Origin of the sequence: Hymenobacter artigasi, from assembly GCF_012275535.1 — a bacterium.
Classification (GTDB): Bacteria; Bacteroidota; Bacteroidia; order Cytophagales; family Hymenobacteraceae; genus Hymenobacter; species Hymenobacter artigasi.
Window position 1 is genome coordinate 36,099 of the sequence record NZ_JAAVTK010000004.1, and the last position, 22,283, is coordinate 58,381.

Sequence of the window (22,283 nt, forward strand, 5' to 3'; positions counted from 1 at the left end):
CGGCTGTTTAAATGTTAATTGATAAATGTTAAATGAAAACCTACCTATTTGTCAGCCAGCCCTTGCGGTAGAAGTAGTAGAGCTGCATAGCCACCACGCCAAACATCACCAGCAGCACCATGGGGTAGCCCCAGGGGCTGTAGAGCTCGGGCATGTTGCGGGGCAGCATGTGGCCGTGCTCGTCTACGTGCTGGAAGTTCATGCCATAGAGGCCCACCACGAAGCTGAGGGGAATGAAAATGGTGCTGATGATGGTGAGCACCTTCATTACCTCGTTCATGCGGTTGCCCTGGTCCGACATATACAGGTCGGTGAGCGAGGAGATGTTGTCGCGGTAGCTTTCGGCCAGGTCCAGGGCCTGAATGGCGTGGTCGTAGGCGTCGCGGTAGAACATTTTGAGGTTTTCGGGCATGATTTCCTCGGGCAGGCGCAGGATTTCCGCGATTTTGTCGCGCTCCGGGTACACCAGCCGACGGAAGCGCACCACATCCTTTTTAATGCGCAGGATGCGGTTGAGCAGGCGGCGCGGGCGCTGGTCGGCAAAAATGGCTTCCTCCAGGTCCTCGATGTAGTCGCCGATGGCGGCCATGGTGGGGTAGTAGTGGTCGAGCACCACGTCGGTGAGGGCGTAGGCCAGGTAGAGCACCGGCTGGCGACGCAGGTTGCTGAAATTGGCCCGGATGCGGGTGCGCAGCGAATCGAGGCAATCGTCGTAGTCGTCCTGAAACGTGAGCACGTAGTTCGGGCCGGTGAAGATGGAAAGCTGGTCGTCGTCGATTTCCAGGCTGCGGGTGAAATCGGTCATGCGCGACACCATGAACAGGCGGTTGTCGTCGAAAACGTCGATTTTGGCCCTTTGGTAATCGTTCAGCACATCTTCCATCTGCAGCGGGTGCAGGCCAAAATCCTGCATCATGCGCTCAATGAGAGGCAGGTTGCCGTAGCCGCGCACGTCAATCCAGTGCTTGAGCTCGGCGTGCTGGCGCAGCTGGTCGAGCAGCTCGTCGTAGCGGTCGGTGTATTCGGCTTCGGTGAAGTTGCCGTCGCTGTACGACATCAGAAACAGGCGCGGCTTGAGGGCCCCGGGGCGAATGTTGAGCGTGCCGGGGCGCTGGCCCACCTGCTGCTCGCGGGCCAGCCGGGTGGCCTCCCGGTCGGCGATGCTGTAAGGGGCGGTACCGGCGGGCTCGGTGAGCGCCGGCGAGCGGTTGGGCGCGGCCTGAGGAGAAGAGCTGAGAGGATTCATGCAGCAGGGAAGAAGCGAAAGCAAGGCGCAATTTCGGCCCTTACGCGTGGCGATGCGATGAAGATGTCTTCATTGGGCCGGCAGCAGGCATGTAAGCGAAGCGTAGGGCAGTGCCGGGCACTCATTCTGTGCCGTACTTTGCCGGGAAAGCCACACGTTTAAGCGTTGAAAAGTACGGATTCTCTGGTTGCAATGGAAGCGGGTGCGATGGGCCGCGCGGCGGCGCTGGTCGTAGCCGTGGCCGAAAGCGGCCCCCTTGGCCCGGCCGAGCCCCGGCTGCCGCTGGCCTTCGAGTCGTTTCTGTACCTGCGGCCCGCGCACCAGGCCCTGCAGGCGGCGGCCGGCCCGGTGCTCAGCTTTTACCTCGAAGACCCCGCCGCCGGCCGCACCGTGGCGCAGCTGCACGTAGCCTTCGATGCAGCCACCGGCGCGGCCCACAGCCCCGCGCAGGCCCCTTTTGGCGGGGTGCAGCTGGCACCCGGCCTGTCGCTGGCCGCCCTGCACCTGTTGCTGGATGCCGCCGAAGCCGCGCTGCGCCAACGGGGTGTGCGCCGGCTGGCCCTGCGCGGCTACCCCTTTGCCTACGACCCCACCGGCGCCGCCACGCTGGCCGAGGCCCTGCGCCAGCGCCACTACCGCGTGGCCCTGGCCGAGCAGAACTACCACCTCGACCCCGCACTGCCCTACGAAGCCCACCTGCACCCTTCCGAGCGCCGCCGGCTGCACAAGTGCCGCCGGGCCGGCCTGCACTTCGAGCAGGAGCCGCCGTTTCTGCTGCCGGCGGCCTACGCCTTTATCCAGGCCTGCCGGCAGGAGCGGAGACAGGAGCTGTCGCTGCCCCTGGCGCGGGTGCAGGAGCTGTTTCGGTGCTTCCCAAAGGAGCATTTCCTGTTCTCGGTGCGCCAGGCCGATGGGGAGTGGGCGGCCCTCACCGTGGCCATTCAGGTGGATAAGCTGGTGCTGTATAATTTCTACCCGGCCAGCCCGCTGCGCTGCAATTCCTTCAGCCCCGTCGTGCTGCTGAATGAGGGCCTGCACGCCTTCGCCAAAGCCAGCGACATGGCGGTGCTCGACCTCGGCACTTCCACGCTGGATACCGGGCCTAATGCCTCGCTGCTGCGGTTCAAGCGGCATCTGGGCGGCGTGGCGGGGCTGCGGCTGAGCTGGGAGCGGGAGCTGTAGGGAGAAAAGTGAAGCGGAAACTCCCCTCCTTACCAAGGAGGGGACGTGGTCGCGAAGCGCGGCCACTGGGGTGGTGCCACCGGAGGGTAGCATCGGCATCAACTGAACGAAGCTGAGCCACACAGAACCCGTTCAACGCCTGCAACCGCCCCAGCCCGCGCTTCGCGCTGGCGTCCCCTCCTTGGTAAGGAGGGGAGTTTCCGTTCTTTGCGCTCCTATGCCCACTACTGCTCCCATTAAATCACCCATCCGGCACTTTGTGCGGGGCTCGCTGGGCACGGGCGTGGCGGTGGCGGCGCGGGCGGCGGGCTCGCTCATCGTCAACAAGCTGTTTGCTACTTATGCGCCGGCCGGCGGGCTCACCCTGCTGGCCCAGTTCCAGAACCTGATGGCCCTGCTCACCACCCTGCCGTACGATGGCGTGCAGGTGGGCCTGGTGAAGTACCTCGCGCCGCTGCGGCCGGGCAGTCCGCGCTACCGTGCCTGGCTGGGCGCGGCCACCGTGCTGAACGCGGCGGCGCTGCTGGCCGGGGGCGGGGTGCTGGCTGCGCGGGGCCTGCTGGGCTGGGGGTGGGGCAGCCTGGTGGTGTTCATGCTGGGTATTTCGTTGATTACCGGCCAGGCGCTGCTGGGCTCGGCGCTGCTGGCGGCGGGGCGGTTGCAGGCTTATATCGGCCTGTCGGTGACGCTGGCCGTGCTGGGCACTGCCGCCACGGCGGCCACGCTGCTGGGCGGCTGGCCGCTGCGGGTGGTGGTGCTGGCCTACCTGGTGGCGCAGGGCCTCACGCTGCTGCCGGCGCTGGGACTGGCGGCGCGGGCCGGGCTGCTGCGGCATCTGCGGCCGGCTGCGCCCGTCAGCCGCTTGGCGCTGCGCCGGCTCAGCCAGTTCCTGCTGATGGCCGTGAGCACGCTGCTCTTCGGCAAGGCCGTGGATTACGTGCTGCGCGATTACCTGCTGGCCACCTTCGGCCCGGCCCGCACCGATTTGTGGCAGGCTGTGGCCAAGCTCTCGGACAACTACACCATGGTATTTGGGGCGGTGATGAGCAGTGTCTTTTATCCCCGGCTGGCGGCTATGGCGGGCCAGCCGCTGGCGGCGCGGCGCTACCTGCGCGGTGTACTGGCGCTGCTGGCCCCGGTGCTGGCCGTGGGCCTGGGGCTGATATTCTGGTGCCGCGACTGGCTGCTGCCGCTGCTGTTTGCGCCCCGGCTGCTGGGGGCGCGGGAGTTTCTGGCCCCGCAGCTGCTCGGCGACTGGGCCAAGCTGCTGAGCTGGCTGTTCATTTTCCAGCTCACGGCCCGGGCGCGTACGGGGCCGTACGTGGCGGTGCAGGCGGGCTCGGCGGCGGTATTTGCGGTGCTGCTGGCGGTGCTGCTGCCGCGCCTGGGGCTGGCCGGAGCGGTGTGGGCGCACGCGGTGCGGTATGGGTTGCTGCTGCTGGCGTGCGGCACGCTGCACCTGATTAGTAATAAGGCTGAAGGGCGATAATTAGTCATTCATCAGTAATCAATTGACTGATTTTTAGATAGCTGCAATCTGAGTATTGGCTACTTATTACTGACTATTTACTTAAGACTTATGCGCCGATGTGCCGGCCAGCCATTGACTGCGTAAGTCCTTGGTGAATTAATCTTGTGCTCCCGTTTGCCGCCTGTCGTTTCATGCCCAATTCCGCATCCTTCTTTCCTCATGCTCCATTAAGCGAAGCGCCCAGCGTCAGCATTATCGCGCTGTGCCACAACCACGCGCCGTTTCTGCGCGAGGCGCTCGATTCCATTCTGGCCCAGACCTACCCGCACCTGGAGGTATGGCTCGTGGACGATGCCAGCACCGACGGTAGCCCCGACATCCTGCGCGAATACGCCGCCCGCCACCCCACCTGGCACCTGCTGCTGCTGCCCGAAAACGTGGGTAACTGCCGCGCCTTCAATACTGCCTTATTACAAAGCGAAGGTGAGCTCGTGATTGACTTCGCCACCGATGACGTGCTGCTGCCGGCGCGGGTGGCGCAGCAGGTAGCGCAGTTTCAGGCCGCCGACACAGTAGTAGGCATGGTGTATTCCAACTGCGAGCTCATTGACGAAGCCGGCCACTCGCTGGGCCTGCACCACCGGCCCAACGGCCCCAGCCAGCTGCGCCCCGCGCCCGCCAGCGGCTGGGTCTTTGCCGAAGTGCTGCGGCGCTACTTCATCAGCACGCCCACTATGATGATGCGCCGCGCCTGCCTCCAAAGCCTGGGTGGCTACGACGATACCCTGGCCTACGAGGACTTCGATTTCTGGGTGCGGGCCAGCCGCGACTGGCAATTTCTGTACCTCGACGAAGTGACCACCCGCAAGCGCAAGCACCCGCGCAGCATGAGCGCCAAGGCCTACCAGCGCCACGACCCCTACCTGGCCTCCACCATCCGCGTCTGCACCAAAGCCCTGGCCCTGGCCCGCACCCCCGCCGAGCGTGCCGCCCTGGCCGTACGCCTGCGCTGGGAGCTGCGCCAGGCCGTGCGCCGCCACCGCTACGCCGAAGCGCGTGCCCTGAGCCAGCTGCTGGGCCAAACCACCCGCCTCACGCTCCTCGACCGCGCATTGGCCGCGTGGAGTAAGCTGTTGGAGTAGATTTCCTGTTAATTTTGACGACTCCAATCCCAACGTCTACCGCGAGCCCTACCCCGCCATGAATCCGACCGACCCGGCCGCCGATGCCATGCCCTTCGACCATCTGCACCTCGATGGGCAGCCCCTGGCCTACCGGGTAGAGGGCGCGCCCGTGGCCGTGGCCAGCGAGCAGGTGCTGCTGGCCCATGACACCGACCTGAGTGCCCGCGCCCCGTGGGCGGCGGCGGGCTTTGCCGTGGTGCCGGGCCTGTCCGGCGGCGCCCAACGGCAGCTGCAAGCGGGCCTGGCCGAGCTGCTGCGCGAAGCCCTGCGGGCCGCCGGCTGCCCCGTAGCCCCCGATTTCGACATCACGCAATACCACCACGCCGTGGGCGACGACCCTGCCCGCCACCTGGCCGTCATCACCCAGACCAAAGCCTACGACCTGGCCCGCCTGCCCGTGGCCCCGGCTCTGCTGGAGCAGCTGGTGAGCGCCGCCTGCGGCCAACAGGTGCGGGCGCACAACCCAAACGTGAACGAGGCCGTGTTCCACCTGCGCATCGTGCGGCCCCACCGCTCCGACCAAAACCCCCTGCACCGCGACGCCTGGCTGCCGCGCTACCGCAACGCCCTGAATATTTACCTGCCCGTGGCGGGCAGCACCGCGCAGTCGTCGCTGGTGCTGGTGCCCGGCAGCCACCACTGGCCCGAAAGCGCCGTGGAGCGCACGGCCGGCGGGGCCATTTACCACGGCGTGGCCTACACGGTGCCCGGCGTGCTGCGCCCGGTGCGCCCGCTGCACCCCCTGCGCCCCAACCCCGGCCCCGACGAGGTGCTGGTGTTTTCGCCCTACCTCCTGCACGGGGCCGCCGCCAATCTCAACGCCGATGCCACCCGGGTGTCGCTCGAAATGCGCTTCTGGCCCGCCTGATGCCGCCGAACCAGCTTTCTTAGCGGCTTCATTCACTTTGCCGCCGTGCCGCTTTCCGCCCGATTCACCGTTTTTATTCGCGTAGCGCTGCTCCCGTTGGCGCTGGTGGCCGCAACGGTGGCCGGCCTGGGCAGCTACTTCGAAGCCAGCGATGACTTGCTGCTGGCATGGCTGTTTTCGGGCGTCATTGCGTTGCGGCCGGTGCCTTCGGTGCCGCTTTATTTCCACGGGTTTGGGCATGCGCTGGCGGCCGCCTACACGGCTGTGCCCACCGTGCCGTGGTTTGGCCTGCTGCTGGGGGGCGGCCTGCTGCTGGCCACGGTGCTGACCTTCGCGGTGCTGGATAAGATGTTGCGGCCGCGGTGGCGGGCCGGGGGCGTAGCCCTGGCGCTGGTGGTTTTTTTTGGGCTGGCCTGGGTCGAGCACTGGCTGTGGTTTAGCTACGTGCGGGTGGCGCTGCTGCTGGCCGGCGCGGCGGTGCTGTTCGCAGCGCAGCGGCCGGGCAGCCGGAAAGCCCTGGCAGTGGGCTTTGTGGGGCTTCTGGCCGCGTGGTGCATGCGGCCCAGCCTGGCCGTAATGGGGCTGGCGGTTGCCCTGCCGGCGGCGGTATGGCTGGCCGGCAGCTGGCGGCAGGCGCGGGCCACGTTGGCTGGCAGCGTGGCCGTGCTGGTGCTGGCTACCCTGCTGGCCGCCGCAGTTCAAACGCCCAACGAGGCCCACACCCAGGCCCGGGACCGTTATTTTGCCCGTATTCTCGATTTCGACCAGCTCCGGCCCCAGCCGCGCACGCCGGCCGATAGCCTAGGCACGGCTGCCCTGAGCCTGTGGCTGATGGGCGACGTGACCGTGGTGAACGAGGAAATGTGCCAGCGGGCTTACCAGTTCGACGTGCGCGATTTTCTCGCCCGGGAAGTGCCGGCCAAGCTGTACCTGCGCGCCGGCCTGCTGCTGCGCGACTATTTCCCGCTGCTGCTGGCCCTGGCGGCCACGGCTGTGGCCGCCGGGCGTCGGCCCGGGTTCGCGGGGGCCTTCTGGCTGGTGCAGGCGGCCTTTGCCGGGATGCTGGTTTTTTTGGCGGGCTGGCTCAAGCTGCCCCCGCGACTGGAGCTGCCCATTCTCGATTTCTGGTTGCTGGCCAATGGCGCATTTCTGCTGAAGCCAACCGAGAGTTCGGCGCGCCGGGCAATGCCGGCGTTCGTGTGGCCGGCCTTCGCCTTGGCCGGGGCGGTGGCGGGGCTGCTCTACGGGGCCAAAACCTGGCACCGCCACCAGGTCCTGAGCCAGGAGAGGCGCCAGCACGAAAGCGGCCTGCGCTACATTCAGGCCCGGAGTGGCGGCGCGGTTCGCATATTGGCCGGCACCAACGATTTGCTGAAAAGCCTCTCGCCCTTTCGCGGTTATTCCCTTGGCCCCGGCCCGGTGCTGCTGCTCACCGGCTGGTCTTCGCACGATGCGTCCCAGGCCCGCCTGCGCCAGGCCCTCACCGGCACCACCGACCAGACCGAATGCCTCCGCCGGCTGGCCCGGCGGCCTACTTTTGGGGTGTCGCCCCAGGCGCTGTGGGTGCTCAGCCCCGAAACGGCGCACTGGCTCAGCCGTCGCTTCGGCCTGGACGGGCCGCGCCTGCTGCTCTACCCCGAAGCGGCCGCAATACCCTGCGGCCCCGACTCGTGGGTGCGGGTGTACCACTTTCAGAGGCCGAATAATCCGTGATATTGAGGCTGCAAAGGCACTTTTCAGGTGCCGAATCGGTCACAATGCCATAATCTTATACCCGCCCCCCTACGGTTGAGTAAGACCTTTGTTGCGCGAAAAGCGTTTCTTCATTAACCCCTCACGCTTTTTTTGCCCCATTTCCATGCAAACCTCCATATCGACTACCCGCAGCGAAGTCCTGCAACAGATGGAAGGCTTCGTGAAATCGAACATGAGCACCTTCCTCAAAAGTGTGGAAGAAAGCTGGCAGCCCGCCGATTTCCTGCCCGATTCGCGCCGCGATACTTTTTTTGACGAAGTAAAAGAGCTGCGCGAGAAAGCCGGCAGCCTCAGCTACGACCTGCTGGCCGTGCTCATCGGCGACACCATCACCGAGGAGGCCCTGCCCAACTACGAAGCCTGGTTCCACGAGCTCGACAACATCAACCGCGACCGCAACAACGGCTGGGCCGAGTGGATTCGGGGCTGGACGGCCGAGGAAAACCGCCATGGCGACCTCCTCAACCGCTACCTCTACCTTAGCGGCCGCGTGAATATGCGCGAGTTTGAGGTGAGTACCCAGTTCCTCATCAACGACGCCTTCGACCTCGGCACGGCCAACGACCCTTACCGTGCTTTTGTGTACACGAGCTACCAGGAGCAGGCTACCAACATTTCGCACCGCCGCGTGGGTCAGCTGGCCCGCACCGCCGGCGACGACCAGCTCTCCAAAATCTGCGGCATGATTGCCGGCGACGAAAACCGCCACGCCCGCGTGTACAAGTCCTTCGTGACCGAGATTTTCAAGTACGACCCCTCGGAAATGATGCTGGCCTTCGAGGACATGATGCGCAAGAAGATTGTGATGCCTGCCCACTACATGCGCGAAATGGGCGTGGAGATGGGCAAAACCTTCGGTCACTTCACCGATGCTGCCCAGCGCCTGGGTGTGTACACCAGCGCCGACTACACCGATATCCTCGATTCGCTCATTGCCGACTGGGACATTGAGCACCTTGGCGGCCTCACCGGCGAGGCCGAAAAGGCCCGCGACTACGTGATGGCCCTGCCCAACCGCCTGCGCCGCGTGAGCGACCGCATGGCCGTGCCCAAGCTAGAATACAAGTTCAAGTGGATTTCGTAGCCCCGCGCTACTGCCTGAAAACCAAAAAAAGCCGCTTCCCATGTTGGGAAGCGGCTTTTGTCATTTGGCGATAGCTGCCCCAAAACCTTAATCAAAGCCAGCATTGGCCCGACGTTCTGGCGCTCGGTAGTAATGCTGGCGGCGATTACTTCTCCACTTTCACGCCTTTCCAGAAGGCTACGCGGCCTTTTATTTCTTTGGCGGCGTCCTTCGGCTCGGGGTAATACCAGGCGGCGTCTTTGTTCTTTTCGCCGTTCACACTCAGCGAGTAGTAGCTGGCGCGGCCTTTCCAGGGGCAGCTGGTTTGGGCCACGCTTTCCTCAAAAAACTCCTTTTTGATGGAATCGGCGGGGAAATAGTGGTTGTTCTCGACCACTACGGTGTTGTCGCTCTCGGCCACAACGGTGTTGTTCCAGATGGCTTTCATTTGAATGGGAATAGGGGAGCAGGGAATAAGGAATATGGAGTTGGCAGCAAAGAACCGCGCCACTCGCCAAGACTGAACATTAATACGGGCCCAGGGGTTTATCAGTCCGGGTTGCACGGTAGCATACTGCCCGTATTTTCTATTCCCTTCCCCTTATCCCTTGCTATGGCCGTTGGCTTCCGCTTCCGCGATTTTATTCCCGAAGACCAGCCCGAAAAGGGCTTTGAGTCGTTATTTAAGCTGTTTATGCAGCTCGTTACCATCACCTCCGGCGACGTGGGCGAGGCCCTACAATGGCTCAATGAGCTTGACAAGCAGTACGGCCTAACCGATGACAACTACGGCATGGGCAACTTCATCGATGACCTGAAGAAAAAGGGCTACATCGATGAGAATGAGCAAGCGAAGGGCGAATTTAAGATTACGCCCAAAACCGAGCAGGGCATCCGCAAATCGGCCTTGGAGGAGATTTTTGGCAAGCTCAAAAAGAGCAGCACCGGCAACCACCGCACGCCCCACACCGGCCAGGGCGACGAGCAGAGCACCGACCTGCGCGAGTTCCGCTTCGGCGACAGCATGGAGTCGATTCAGATGACCGAGTCCATCCGCAATGCCCAGCTGAACCACGGCATGGAAAGCGACGAGTTTATGCTGACCGAGGGCGACCTCGAAGTGCGCGAAAACGAGCACAAGTCCCAGACCAGCACCGTGCTGATGATTGATATCTCGCACTCGATGATTCTCTACGGCGAGGACCGCATCACGCCGGCCAAGAAGGTGGCCATGGCCCTGGCCGAGCTCGTGAAGCAGAAGTACCCCAAGGATTTCCTCGACGTCATCGTGTTCGGCAACGATGCCTGGCAGATTGAAATCAAGGACCTGCCTTACCTGCAAGTCGGCCCGTACCACACCAACACCGTGGCCGGCCTGGAGCTGGCCATGGACCTGCTCCGCAAGCGCAAAACGCCCAACAAGCAGATTTTCATGATTACCGACGGCAAGCCCACCTGCCTGAAAGAAGCCGGCGGCTACTACAAAAACAGCTTCGGCCTCGACCGCAAAGTGGTGAACAAGACCCTGAACCTGGCCGCTGCCGCCCGCCGCGTCAAAATCCCCATCACCACGTTCATGATTACCTCCGACCCGTACTTGCAGAAGTTCGTGGAGGAATTCACGGAGGTGAACCAGGGCAAGGCGTATTATTCGGGCCTGAAAGGGCTGGGCCACCTGGTGTTCGAAGACTACAAGAAAAACCGGCGCAAGACGCTGTAAACCCCAACTTTCCTGTCATACTGACGAAGGAAGCATCTTATCACGGCTGCATTCGTCGGTGCCACTTATTTCAACCAGTGCGAACGTGGTAAGGTCCTTCGCGCTGCTCAGGATGACAATTTAACCCTTTTCATGGCCAACAACCAGCTTCCAATTAATCATTCCGCCCACATCACCACCCTCGGTCAGCTGAAAAAGTCTGGTTACAAGCCCCGCACGGTGAAAGCTGAGCTGCGGGAAAACCTCATTCGTAAGCTTCGTCTGAAGGAGGACGTGTTTCCCGGCATTTTTGGCTACGATGAAACCGTGATTCCGGAGTTGCAGCGCGCCATTCTGGCCGGGCACCACATCAACCTGCTGGGTCTGCGCGGGCAGGCCAAAACCCGCATTGCGCGCCTGCTCATCAATTTGCTTGACGAGTACATGCCCGTAGTGGCCGGCTCCGAGCTGAACGACGACCCGCTGCAGCCGCTGTCCGTCTTCGCCAAAAACCTCATTGCTGAACACGGCGACGACACGCCCGTGACCTGGATGCACCGCAACGACCGGTACACCGAGAAGCTGGCCACGCCCGATGTATCGGTGGCTGACCTCATCGGCGACGCCGACCCCATTAAAGCCGCCACGCTGAAACTGCCGTATTCCGACGAGCGGGTGATTCACTTCGGCCTGATTCCGCGGGCGCACCGGGGCATTTTCGTGATTAACGAGCTGCCTGACTTGCAGGCCCGCATTCAGGTGTCGCTGTTCAATATTCTGCAGGAAGGCGATATCCAGATTCGCGGCTTTAAAGTGCGGCTGCCGCTCGATATCCAGTTCGTGTTCACGGCCAACCCGGAGGACTACACCAACCGGGGCAGCATCGTGACGCCGCTCAAGGACCGGATTGATGCGCAGATTATCACGCACTATCCCAAGTCGATTGAAATCGGCAAGCGCATCACTAAGCAGGAAGCCCGCATCAAAGACGAGCAGAAGGGCATGGTGACCAGCAACGAAGTAATCCACGACCTCGTGGAGCAAGTGGCCGTAGAGGCCCGCGGCTCCGAGTTCGTGGATGCCAAGTCGGGGGTGTCGGCCCGCCTCACCATCTCGGCCTACGAGCAGGTGATTGCCGGGGCCGAGCGCCGCGCGCTGGTGAACGGCGAAGCCAATACCTACGTGCGCCTGGGCGACTTTATTTCTGCCGTGCCTGCCGTGACGGGCAAGGTGGAGCTGGTGTACGAAGGCGAGCAGGAGGGTGCGGGCATCGTGGCTGAGAAGCTGATGGGCAAGGCCATCCGCACGCTGTTCCTGAACTACTTCCCTGACCCCGACAAGAGCAAGAAACTCAAGAACCGGGTGTCGCCCTACAAGGCCATTCAGGAGTGGTTCGGCAACGGCCACACGCTGGATTTGCTGCACGACGCCAGCACCGAGGACTACAAGCACGCGCTCGACCTAGTGCCCGGCCTGCGCGACATCGTAACCGAGCTGCACCCCAACGAAACGCCCGAGCACACCTACTTCCTCATGGAATTCCTGCTCCACGGCCTGAGCGAGCACAGCCTGATTTCGCGCAACCGCCTCACGGCCGGCGCGCAGTTCAAGGATTTGCTGTCGTCGATGTTCACCATGCCTACCTTCGGCGAGGATGAGGACGACGAGGACGAGGAGGAAAAGCCGCGCCGCCGCCGGTAATTGCCTATAATCGTCAGAAATAAGCCCCGCGTACTGAATGGTACGCGGGGCTTTTGTGTAGAGACGCATCCTTGCGTCTCGGCGTCCGCACCGTGTCATGTCGCATCCCGGTGTTCGCGCCATCTTCTGTCGTTCAACGGAGAGACGTAAGGACGCGTCTCTACACCTTGCGGATAATTCTCTTTAACCAGAGGGGAATTTTCCGACAACAGGAAATCAACAGGAATTGCGGCAACTTTCGCGCTTTCGTCACGGTAAGCTCTCCCATGAATAAAATCGCCCAAGTCACCCTGCTGTTCTGGATTACCAAAATCTGCGCCACCACGCTGGGCGAAACCGCCGGCGACCTGCTGGCCCAAACCATGAACGTGGGCTACGGCACCAGCTCGCTTATTCTGCTGGGCATTTTTCTGTTGGTGCTGGCCGGGCAGCTGGCCGTGTCGCACTACATTCCGGCGCTGTACTGGGCTACCATTCTGGCCACGAGCACGGCCGGTACTACCATGTCGGACTACATGGACCGCACCCTAGGCCTGGGCTACGCCACCGGCTCGCTGATTCTGGTGTCGCTGCTGGGACTGGTGCTGGGCCTGTGGTGGCTGCGCGAAAAGTCGCTGTCCGTCACCGAAATCAGGACGCGCACCGGGGAGGTCTTTTACTGGGCCGCCATTCTGGTGTCGAACACGCTGGGCACGGCCCTGGGCGACTTTCTGGCCGATGATTCCGGGCTGGGCTTTGGGGGCGGGGCCTTGCTCATTGGCGGCCTGCTGGCGGTGCTGGTGCTGGCCTATTACTTCACCGGAATCTCGCGGGTGCTGCTGTTTTGGGCGGCGTTTGTGCTCACGCGGCCGTTTGGGGCCACGTTTGGCGACCTGCTCACCAAGCCCACCGCGAAGCAGGGGCTGGGCTTCGGTACCGAAGGCTCCTCGCTCATCCTGTTTGGGCTGCTGGTGGCGCTGGTGCTGTATGAAACGCTGCGCCGCAAGCCGGCGGGCGTGGCTGAGCCGGGCAGCATCGCGGCCCGCTAGGCCCGGGCCGTCGGGCCGGTTTGGCGCCGCGTGGGCCATCGTTTAGTCGTCGATGTACGTACTGCCTCGAAAGCCCTGCTTATGCTTCCCCGAACTCAGCCACCACTACCGTTGCCTTCTTTAGATGCCGATGAGCGTCTGCGCTGGGTCGAGCGCGTGGCCCGGCTCATGGACAGCCAGTTTCAGCTGCCGGGCACCCGCTTCCGCTTCGGGCTCGACCCGCTGCTGGGACTGCTGCCCGTGGTCGGCGATTTATCGACCACCGTGGTTTCCATCGCCTTGCTGCTCACCATGGTGCGGCACGGGGCCAGCGGGGCGGTAGTGGTGCGTATGGCGCTCAATATTCTCATCGATACGGTGGTGGGCGGCATTCCCATCCTCGGCAACGTGTTCGACTTCGCCTACAAAAGCAACGAGCGCAACGTGGCCCTGCTGCGCCGCCACTATGCCGAGGGCCGGCACGGCGGCAGCGGCCGGGGCCTGATACTGCTATTGCTGGTGGTGCTGGTGGCCATTGTGGGGTTGGTGGGCTGGGGCAGTGTGGTGCTGCTGCGCTGGGGCTGGCACCAGCTCAGCTAAGGAGTTGCTGCTGAGACATCCATTCGCATAAGGTCGCCGTCTGGCTGATAGAATTTTTCCTAATATCAAGCAAAAAGGAAAGATTTGCCGGCCATAACGTCTTGCACATACAAAAAAAGGCGGACCCATTCGGTCCGCCTTTCTAATGTGTCGCAAAAGCCAGGCCTTACTGCCAAGTGTCGTTGCGCGTCTGGCTGGTGCCGGTGGGGGTGAAGGTGCGGTCCGCGCCGCCCTCGTACAGCACGTTGCCGGCCGCGTCCTTGCGGATGTATTTAAAGCTGACCGAAGTACCGCTGGTCAGGTTGATGGTGCCTTTCCAGATGGGGTAGGCCGCGCCGCTGAGCTTGATGGCGTTGGCCGTGTTCCAGGCCCCGAGCTGGGCGGTGCTGCCCAGCACGTACACATCCTGGCCGCTCACGGTGCCGCTGTAATTCACGTTGAAGGCTACGGCCGTGGTTCCGCCCGTGGGGGGCGGGGTGGTGGTGCCGCCGGTGGGCACCCATACGGCGTAGGAGCGGGCCCCTACCGGGAACACTGCGTAGCCGTTGGCATCGGTGGTGATGGTGCCGGCGTTGTTGCCGGTGGCATCGGTGAGCGAGGCGCTCTTGAAAGGGGTGGTAATGCCTTTGCTGGCGGCGCTGCCACCGTCATTCAACAGCTCCAGCAGGCCCTTGTGCGAGGCGTCGCCGGCGCGGGAGTAGGCATACACGTTGGCATCGTTCACGCTGGTGTACTCGGCGGCCGCGCCGTAGCCATTGGCTTTGCGGATGGCGATGAGCTTCTTAATCTGCGCGCCCAGGCCGTACTCGTAGTAATCGCGGTAGAACACGCAGGGGTAGCCCTTGTCGCGGGTGAGAATGTAGGCGTAGGCCAGCATTTTCAGGTTGGAAACCGGCGAGAACAGCGCACCGCCGGTCTGGTCGGTGTCGTGGTTATCGACGAAGCTCACCGACAGCGCGCCGTTGGCCTCGGTGAAGCCGGCGAACTGCAGGCCGCGCATGTCCCAGTTGCCGTTGCCGTTGCTCATGTCGTTGAACAGGTAGTGCAGCGGCACGTCGAAAAGGCTGGTACGGCCGCCGGTGCTGGCGGCGTAGTTGTTCATGTCGCCCAGGTTGCGAAACCAGGCCTCGCTTACGGCAAAGCGGCCGCTGGTGCCCTTCACCGCATCCAGCCACTGGTTCACGAAGGGCGTGTACATGTGCTTGGTGGCATCGAGGCGGTAGCCGTCGAGGCTGAGTTTGGTGGTAATCCAGTTGCCCCAGCCGATGGTTTCGTTAACGTTCGAAGGGTTGTTGTTGTACTGAATCTCGGAGCCGAGCAGGTTATCGTAGGCGTCGCCGTTGGCGTAGGGCTGGAAGTCGTAGGCTTTCCACTGGTACCAGCCGTTGTTGGGAGCCTGCTGGGTGGCGGTGAAATTACCCCAGTGCCACTGGTAGTTGCTATAGGTATTGTTGCGGCCGGGGTAGGTGAAGCTGGTGTACACGTTGTACTGGCCATTGGCCAGCTCCTGGGCATCGGCCGAAGTGAAGTGATTCATCACCATGTCCTCGTATACCTGCACGCCCTGGCCGTGCAGCGCCCCAATGGCGCTTTGCAGCTGCCCGATGGTGCCATAGCGCGTGGCCACGGTGCCCTTCTGGTTGAATTCGCCGAGGTCGTAACGGTCATATACGCCGTAGCCCACGTCCAGCGCGCCGGAGCCCTTATAGGCCGGCGGCAGCCACACGGCCGTGATGCCAGCCTGGCTCAGTTCGGTGGCTTTGCTGCCCAGGTTCTGCCACCAGGTGCCGGCGGGTGTGCTGGTGGGCACGTCCCAGTAGAAGCCCTGCATCATCACCCCATTTACCACGGTGGCGTTGGAGGTGGCGGGGGCCACGGCGGTGGGCGCGCCTGCGCCCGGCGTGAGGGTTTCTTTTGCGCAGCCCGTCAGCAACAGGGCAGCAGCGAGCGATGCGCGGGCTGCCCCGCGGAGAAAGTGTGTCATAAAGTGGTGGGAATTGGAGTGTGAAGCCGAAAGGTATAGCGCTGGCTAAATCCTATTAAAGTATAGGATTTTGGCATTTGCATTCCTGCTAATTTACCCCCACAATCGATACCGGAAATTGTATTTCGCTCCAAAGCACAACGATTGCACTTGCTAATATCATAAAAATATTGCCTAAAAAAATTAAATAATGCAAACGTTTGCTCAGAATATAGGCCTTGTTTGAAATATTTTCAACGTGTCTGGCTCCAGCGGTGCCGGGCTGCCCGGGTGGTAAGTGCTGCGCCCCGGCGGGCGGTGCTGGCCCTACTCGCCCAGCTTGCCCACACCCAGCCAGCGCGCCACCGGGTAGCGGTTGTGGCCGGGCTCGTGGTAGGCCGAGCTTTGGTACACCCATTCGAGCTGAGCAGGGCCGTTGGCGGCAAAAGCCGCGTTGTCCTGCTTGAGTTTCTCCAGCCGCTCGCGCAGCTTCGGGTCGCGGCGGAGCAGGTCGGCGGCCAGGTCTTCAAACACGTAGTCGGAGAAATGCTCCTTCTGCTGAAGCACGCTGTCGAAAAAGCCCCAGGCGAAGAAGGAGTCGGTGGCCTGCGGCTCCAGCGTCTCCATCAGGTAGCGGATGGGGGCGGCATCGTTTAGGTACACCACTAGGTCGCCGGGGAGAAAGGTGGTGGTTTCGGGGCGGGTTTGCAGGCGCACCTGGCTGTGCACGTAGTGGCCCTCGAAGGGCTTTGGCGTGGTTTTGAAATCCTCGAAGTAATACGTTTCCACCGGCGCGGTCACCTCGTGGGTCAGTGGCTCCAGCGTGGCCCCGTTGCGGCGCAGGATATCGGCCACTTCGGTCCAGGCTTTGGGAATGATGTAGGCCGTGGGCCGGCCGGCGGTGGCAGTTGGTTTGAAGGTGTTGAAATATTGCACGGGCCGGGTGAAGGGCGCGGTACGGTCGTAGTAGAGGCGAGGCTGGCCGCTCACATCGCTGGGCTTCATCCGGCCCTCGTAGCCCCGGAACTGCACGGTTTCGTGCTGGGTTTCATCCAGCGCCCAGGCGAGGGGGAAGGTGGTCTGGGCGGCCATGTCGGCAGCAGCAAGGGTACGCGCGGCGGCCAGGGCAGGGGCCTGCTGGCCCACGGTTTCCAGCATGGTGAGCAGGAAGTCGTAGGTGGCGTGCACGCGGGGCGCGAAAGCTTTCAGCATGTGCGTTTCGGGCATGAAGCCGATGGTGTTGAACAGCGCCGCGTACCCGGTAGAATAGCGCGGCGACTCCAGAAAAGCGCGCAGGCCGCTCTCCGGCGTCTGGCCCTCAAAGTCGACATAGGGCGTCATCGGCCATTTCTTTTTCTCCATGCCCTGGTACAGCGCCGGCAGCAGCTGGCCCTGGAGGAAAGTGCCCAGCGCCGGGGCCAGCTTGCTGTGCTGGGTGGCAATAAGCGTCATGGTGTATTGATAGTCAGCCCCATTGGAAGTGTGCGTTTCCACGAACACGTCGGGCTGCCACTTTTGAAACAGCGCCGCGAAGGACTGCGCGTTGCGCGATTCCTGCTTGATGTAGTCGCGGTTCAAATCCAGATGCCGGGCATTTCCCCGGAAGCCGTAGGCCACCGGCCCGTTCTGGTTCACGCGGGTGGTCGAGTTCCGGTTCAGCATCCCATCGATGTTGTACACGGGCACGATGACGACCGTCACCGCTTCAAGCAGCTTGCGCAGCCGGGGCTGCTGCATCAGGTCCCGCGCCAGCATCATGCTCGCGTCGATGCCCTCCGGCTCGCCGGGATGAATGCCGTTCTGGATGAATAAGACGGGCTTGCGTGCGGTAAGCTTTAGCTTGCCGTCCGGGCTTTCCTTCGACGGCAAGCTAAAGCTTACCGCACTACTCAGTACCACTTCGTGCAGCGGCCGGCCGGCATCCGTCGGCCCGGCCTCGGCCAGGTGCAGGTAAGCCGGGTAGGCGGCGGCCAGCTTCTGGTAGTAGGAAATGCATTCGGTATAGGTGGCCGTGGTATTGCCGGCGGGGTCGTTCTCGAAGGGCGTGCGCCAGGCCGGAGCGGGGGCCGGTGGGGTGGGAGCGAGGGTCATGAGCGAAGCAAGGAGCAGGATGAACATAGTAGCGCGAACTTTGTAGTTCGCGTCCCCGCGCCGTTTGCAATCGTTGCAACGGCGCGGGAACGCGAACTACAAAGTTCGCGCTACTACACGCTACTTGCGCTAGTTCGTACCCTGCAAAGCGCCCACCTACCTTTGCCCTAATCCAAACACCCCTTGCCCATGTCCGCTGCCCTCCCGCGTCCCCTCATTCTCGTTTCCAACGACGATGGCATCACTGCCCCCGGCATCCGCTACCTCGTCGAAGCCATGGTGGCCCTCGGGGCCGAAGTGGTGGTCGTCGCCCCCGATTCGCCGCAATCCGGCATGGGCCACGCCATCACCATCGGCCACCCGCTGCGCCTTACCAACAACCCGGTGTTCGGCCCCGAGGTGGCTGCCTACGAATGCTCCGGTACCCCGGCCGACTGCGTGAAAATTGCCAAGCACTATGTCCTCAAAGACCGTACCCCCGACCTCGTGGTGTCCGGCATCAACCACGGCTCCAACGCCTCGGTAAACGTGCTGTACTCAGGCACTATGTCGGCGGCCATTGAAGCGGCCATTGAAGGCCTGCCCGCCGTGGGCTTCTCCCTCTGCGAGTATGGCCCGAACGCCGATTTCTCGCACACGGCCGAATGGGTGACCCAGGTATGCCGCCACGCCCTCGACCACGGCATCCCCGCCGGCACGGCCCTCAACGTGAACATCCCCAAGAAATCTGAAACGCCCATTGCCGGCCTGCGCCTGGCCCGCCAGGCCCGCGCCAAGTGGCAGGAGGAATTCGACCGCCGCCTCGACCCCTACCAGCGCCCGTACTACTGGCTGGTGGGCCAGTTCGTAAACCTCGACCCCGGCACCGACACCGACGAGTGGGCCCTGGCCCACAACTACGTGTCCATCGTGCCCTGCAAGTTCGACCTCACTGCCGTGCATGGCCTGGCCCACCTCAGCCAGCAGTGGCAGCTGCCCCTGCCCGAAGCGCAGGAAGTGGCCACCCCACCCCAGCCCATATCCTCGGAAGATTACGGAGTAGCCAACCAGGAGTAGCCAATTGATATGTGCCATCCTGAGCGGAGCTTAGGATGAGAGAAACCACAACGCCCCGGCTAATCAGCCGGGGCGTTGTGGTGAACGGGGACCGCCGCGTTGCGCGGGCGGGCTGGCGGGGGGTGATGTGCCACCACCAGCCGCACCGTTTTGGGCGGCATGGGGGCCGTGGTCGATTTGCGCACCACCATCGGCGGGGCCGTCTGGCCGGGCAGGGGCAAGGCGCTGCGGTGCAGGGCCACTACCTCGGTACCCAAGGCCACCAGCAGCAGCAGCAATAGGCTACCAAGAAGGATTTTAAGCAGAGTACGCACGGAAAGTAGAATGACTTCCCGAAACTACCAGTACCCCTATGAAGCCGGCATGAATCCTACCAATAATTTGGTGGCCGGCTGAAAATCCAGGATAAATGCCGTGCCCCGGCCTACCTCCGACTCGGCCCGCAGCGTGGCCCCGTGAAAGCCCGCAATGGTCTGGGCAATGGGCAGCCCCAGCCCGTAGCCCTCCGGCGAACCGGGCGCGTTGGAGTTGAAGCGCCGAAACCGGTCGAACAGATATGGGATGTTTTCCGGAGCGATGCCGGGGCCGGAATCCTCCACGCGCAGTGTGTAGCCGCCGGTGGACAGGGGGCGGCCCAGCACCCGAATGCTGCCGCCCTCGCGGTTGTACTTTATGGCGTTGGAGAGCAGGTTGCGCACCAGCGTGTGCAGCAGGCTGGCGTTGGCGAGGGGGCGGGTGTCGTCGCCGGCAATGTCCACTTCCAGGGTAATGTCGCGCTGCTGGCGGCGGTCGTCCAGCTCCTCGGCCACCTCGGCCACGGCGGTGCTGAGGCGCACCGATTCGTTGCGCAGGTACTGCTCGTTTTCGATGTTGGCGATGAGCAGCAGGGTGCGCACGGTGTTGCGCAGGCGGTAGAGCGTGCGCTGCGATTCCACGATTTGCTGGGCGTGCTGCTCGGGCAAAGTCGGGTCCTGCAGCATGTTCTCGAAGCGCGATTGCAGGATGCTGGCCGGGGTGAGCAGCTCGTGGCTCACGTTGCTCATAAACTCCCGTTCCTTGGCAAAAGCCGACTGTACCTGCCGCATCAGCGAGTTCAACCGGTCGTCGAGGCGACGGAAGTCAGTGGTATCGGTATCAATGGGTTCAAACTGAAAATCCGACGGCTGCCGGATGCCCCGCAGCTTGCGCACGGTCAGCTCGCGCAGGGGCTCCAGGAGGTAGTGGGCAAAGGCCGCATCGGAAAATACGGTGAGCAGCGAAGCCGCCACCAGCACCCACAGGGCCAGGTTGCGCAACGTCCCCGTCAGCAGCTCCACCGTTTCTAGGGAGGAGCCAATCTCGACCCGAAACGCCGGCTGGCCCGCCGCCTGGGCCGGCCGCGCAAAACTCAAAATCCGAAAATCCTCCACCTGCTGGTCTACCTGCCGGGGCTCTTCGAAGATGTGCTCGGGCGGCAGGGCTTTGCCGGCGGCCAGCGGCGTGAGGGTAATGTATTCCTGCTTGAAGATGTTGTAGTCGGCATAGGTTTCGGCCCGCTCGCCGCGCTCGAACGCCTGCAGGCCATCGCGGGCAATGAGGGCCAGCACCTGCTGCTTTTTGGCCCGCAGGTACAGGTCGGTGTGGGCCACGGCCACGCGCTGCACAATGGGCGGAATCACCAGGGCCCCCAGCAGCACCAGCAGCAGCTTGGACAGGGCATTAAAGAGGGCAAGCTTGGCTTCGAGTCTCATTTCATTTAACAATTAACATTTATCATTTAACAGGTTGATGTGTTCAGATGCGCAAAATTGCCGGTTGAACAGCTGTTAAATGTTAATTGATAAATGTTAAATGAAAACTACTCCGCCGCCCGGTAGCCAATGCCGCGTACCGTTTCCAGAAAGTCGGCGGAGGCGAACTGGGCCAGCTTCTTGCGCACATTTTTAATATGCACGTCGATGTAGTTCGAGTCGGAATCGTCTTCGAGCACGTTGCCCCACAGGTGCTCGCCCAGCTGCAGGCGCGTGAGCACGCGGCCCCGGTGCAGCAGCAGGTAGTGCAGCAGGTCGAACTCCTTTTTGGTGAGGGGCACTTCCTGGCCGCCGTGCCGCACGATGCGGGCGTTGGGGTCCATGCTAAATCCCTGGCCGAAGGTGATTTCCGGGCGTTTCAGGTTGAACTTGCGGCGCGTGATGGCCTGCATGCGGCTGGTGAGCTCCAGCAGCGAGAACGGCTTGGGCAGGTAGTCGTCGGCCCCGAGGTCGAGGCCGTGAATGCGGTCATCGAGAGCGCCGCGCGCGGTGAGGATGATGAACGAGGCCTCCTGGTTTTCATTCAGGCGGGCTTCCCGGAGCAGGTCCAGGCCATCGCCGCCGGGCAGGCCCAGGTCGAGCAGCACGAAGTCGTAGCTGCTCACGTAGAGCTTTTCCGAGGCCTCGGCGTAGGTGTAGGCCGAATCGACCAGGTACTGGGCTTGCAGCAAAAACTGCCGCATTTCCTGGTGCAGGCTTTTTTCGTCTTCGATGAGCAGAACGTGCATGGGGCAAAAAAGAGAGTAACGGGTGAGGCTTTCGGGTACAACATACGACATGCGCATCTGAACGGCGCATGAAGGAAGGTTTTCACTCCAGCCCCGGCCAACTATCCCTACCCCCTCAAACTTTGCGGCGTATCTTGCCCCCATAATATCCTTCCACGCTTTCTTCCTGCTTTTCCGATGAAATACCGCTTCCCATTCTGGCCGCTGCTGCTGGCTGCTCTGGTCGCGCTGGTCAACAGTGCTGCGGCCCAGGCTCCGGCCAAATCCAAATCCAAGGCCAAGCCCATTGTCACGACGGTGTACATTGTGCGCCACGCCGAAAAAGATACGACCACCGACCGCACCGACCCCACGCTCTCAGCCCTGGGCCAGACCCGCGCCCTGGCCCTGCGCAAAACCCTGATGAGCCACAACCCGGTGGCCCTCTTCACCACCGAAACCAAGCGCACCCGCGCCACCCTGGCCCCCCTGGCCGAGGCCCTGAAGCTGGAGCCCCAGGTATACGACCCTCGCCGCGGCCGTGACCTGACCGACCGCATCCTGAAAGAATACGCCGGCAAATCGGTGGTTATCGTGGGGCATTCCAACAATGTGCTCTCGCTGATTGATGATTTCGGAGCCACCCCGCCGGTAGATGAAATCGGCGAAAATGACTACGAATACCTCTTTACCGTGCGCGTGGTAGAAGGGGCCATGCCCACCGTCGACGTGCGTGGCTATGGCCCCGAGCGCCGGCAGAGCCCCAAACCAGGCAAGTCTGCACCCATGGTTCAGACTGCACCCATGAAGTAGCCGCTGCGGCTTACCAAAGCCGGTAAAGATGCCCAAGGCCGCCGCTTCTCACCGCTCTGCGTGAGGGGCGGCGGCTTTATCTTTTGA

At 62.8% G+C, this 22,283-nt stretch carries 19 protein-coding genes; 12 read left to right on the forward strand and 7 right to left on the reverse strand.

Annotated elements, in window-relative coordinates; genetic code table 11:
• Positions 1 to 40 precede the first annotated feature (40 nt).
• Entirely contained in the window at positions 41 to 1,246 is a 1,206-nt protein-coding gene (gene corA, locus HBN54_RS08315; RefSeq protein WP_168672740.1) for a magnesium/cobalt transporter CorA, read from the reverse strand.
• A gap of 192 nt (positions 1,247 to 1,438) precedes the next feature.
• Between corA and HBN54_RS08320 the strand changes: the two genes are divergently transcribed.
• The 6 genes from HBN54_RS08320 (at position 1,439) to HBN54_RS08345 (ending at position 8,790) form a co-directional block, all read left to right on the forward strand.
• Positions 1,439 to 2,428 (forward strand): hypothetical protein, encoded by a 990-nt coding sequence (locus tag HBN54_RS08320; protein WP_168672741.1) that lies wholly within the window; start codon positions 1,439 to 1,441, stop codon positions 2,426 to 2,428.
• A 217-nt stretch (positions 2,429 to 2,645) separates the two neighbouring features.
• Complete coding sequence (locus HBN54_RS08325) at positions 2,646 to 3,917, forward strand: MATE family efflux transporter (RefSeq protein WP_168672742.1); 1,272 nt, start codon at positions 2,646 to 2,648, stop codon at positions 3,915 to 3,917.
• A gap of 173 nt (positions 3,918 to 4,090) precedes the next feature.
• The gene (locus HBN54_RS08330; protein WP_168672743.1) at positions 4,091 to 5,041 is read left to right on the forward strand and encodes a glycosyltransferase family 2 protein; all 951 of its coding nucleotides are present in this window, start codon (positions 4,091 to 4,093) and stop codon (positions 5,039 to 5,041) included.
• 58 nt (positions 5,042 to 5,099) lie between these two features.
• Complete coding sequence (locus HBN54_RS08335) at positions 5,100 to 5,951, forward strand: phytanoyl-CoA dioxygenase family protein (protein WP_168672744.1); 852 nt, start codon at positions 5,100 to 5,102, stop codon at positions 5,949 to 5,951.
• A 45-nt stretch (positions 5,952 to 5,996) separates the two neighbouring features.
• Entirely contained in the window at positions 5,997 to 7,664 is a 1,668-nt protein-coding gene (locus HBN54_RS08340; protein WP_168672745.1) for a hypothetical protein, read from the forward strand.
• A gap of 145 nt (positions 7,665 to 7,809) precedes the next feature.
• On the forward strand, positions 7,810 to 8,790 hold the full coding sequence (locus tag HBN54_RS08345) for an acyl-ACP desaturase (RefSeq protein ID WP_168672746.1): 981 nt from the start codon (positions 7,810 to 7,812) through the stop codon (positions 8,788 to 8,790).
• 145 nt (positions 8,791 to 8,935) lie between these two features.
• On the opposite strand, the gene HBN54_RS08350 is transcribed toward HBN54_RS08345, so the two are convergent.
• Entirely contained in the window at positions 8,936 to 9,217 is a 282-nt protein-coding gene (locus tag HBN54_RS08350) for a DUF427 domain-containing protein (protein WP_168672747.1), read from the reverse strand.
• 165 nt (positions 9,218 to 9,382) lie between these two features.
• Here HBN54_RS08350 and HBN54_RS08355 point away from each other — a divergent pair, with 165 nt between their 5' ends.
• The 4 genes from HBN54_RS08355 to HBN54_RS08370 all read left to right on the forward strand — a co-directional run bounded on the left by HBN54_RS08355 (position 9,383) and on the right by HBN54_RS08370 (position 13,776).
• Positions 9,383 to 10,489, forward strand: a complete 1,107-nt coding sequence (locus HBN54_RS08355) for a vWA domain-containing protein (protein WP_168672748.1) — start codon at positions 9,383 to 9,385, stop codon at positions 10,487 to 10,489.
• Between the two features lie 132 nt (positions 10,490 to 10,621).
• A complete protein-coding gene (locus tag HBN54_RS08360; RefSeq protein ID WP_168672749.1) occupies positions 10,622 to 12,169 on the forward strand; it encodes a sigma 54-interacting transcriptional regulator in 1,548 nt (515 codons plus the stop codon).
• Between the two features lie 266 nt (positions 12,170 to 12,435).
• The gene (locus tag HBN54_RS08365; protein WP_168672750.1) at positions 12,436 to 13,197 is read left to right on the forward strand and encodes a COG4705 family protein; all 762 of its coding nucleotides are present in this window, start codon (positions 12,436 to 12,438) and stop codon (positions 13,195 to 13,197) included.
• A 111-nt stretch (positions 13,198 to 13,308) separates the two neighbouring features.
• Entirely contained in the window at positions 13,309 to 13,776 is a 468-nt protein-coding gene (locus tag HBN54_RS08370; protein ID WP_235955448.1) for a DUF4112 domain-containing protein, read from the forward strand.
• A 166-nt stretch (positions 13,777 to 13,942) separates the two neighbouring features.
• Here the strand turns inward: HBN54_RS08370 and HBN54_RS08375 are convergent, their stop codons facing one another.
• Positions 13,943 to 15,760, reverse strand: coding sequence for an alpha-amylase domain-containing protein (locus tag HBN54_RS08375; protein ID WP_168672752.1), 1,818 nt, complete (start codon positions 15,758 to 15,760; stop codon positions 13,943 to 13,945).
• 306 nt (positions 15,761 to 16,066) lie between these two features.
• On the reverse strand, positions 16,067 to 17,830 hold the full coding sequence (locus HBN54_RS08380) for a M14 family metallopeptidase (RefSeq protein ID WP_235955449.1): 1,764 nt from the start codon (positions 17,828 to 17,830) through the stop codon (positions 16,067 to 16,069).
• 189 nt (positions 17,831 to 18,019) lie between these two features.
• Between HBN54_RS08380 and surE the strand changes: the two genes are divergently transcribed.
• Positions 18,020 to 18,886 (forward strand): 5'/3'-nucleotidase SurE, encoded by an 867-nt coding sequence (gene surE / locus HBN54_RS08385; RefSeq protein ID WP_168672754.1) that lies wholly within the window; start codon positions 18,020 to 18,022, stop codon positions 18,884 to 18,886.
• Positions 18,887 to 18,945: 59 nt separating this feature from the next.
• On the opposite strand, the gene HBN54_RS08390 is transcribed toward surE, so the two are convergent.
• From HBN54_RS08390 to HBN54_RS08400, 3 genes are all read right to left on the reverse strand, one after another.
• Positions 18,946 to 19,200, reverse strand: coding sequence for a hypothetical protein (locus tag HBN54_RS08390; RefSeq protein ID WP_168672755.1), 255 nt, complete (start codon positions 19,198 to 19,200; stop codon positions 18,946 to 18,948).
• A gap of 36 nt (positions 19,201 to 19,236) precedes the next feature.
• Positions 19,237 to 20,616: a sensor histidine kinase gene (locus HBN54_RS08395; RefSeq protein WP_168672756.1), complete on the reverse strand. Its 1,380-nt coding sequence runs from the start codon at positions 20,614 to 20,616 to the stop codon at positions 19,237 to 19,239.
• A gap of 107 nt (positions 20,617 to 20,723) precedes the next feature.
• A complete protein-coding gene (locus tag HBN54_RS08400; protein ID WP_168672757.1) occupies positions 20,724 to 21,404 on the reverse strand; it encodes a response regulator transcription factor in 681 nt (226 codons plus the stop codon).
• A 177-nt stretch (positions 21,405 to 21,581) separates the two neighbouring features.
• Here HBN54_RS08400 and HBN54_RS08405 point away from each other — a divergent pair, with 177 nt between their 5' ends.
• On the forward strand, positions 21,582 to 22,196 hold the full coding sequence (locus tag HBN54_RS08405; protein WP_168672758.1) for a phosphoglycerate mutase family protein: 615 nt from the start codon (positions 21,582 to 21,584) through the stop codon (positions 22,194 to 22,196).
• Positions 22,197 to 22,283 lie beyond the last annotated feature (87 nt).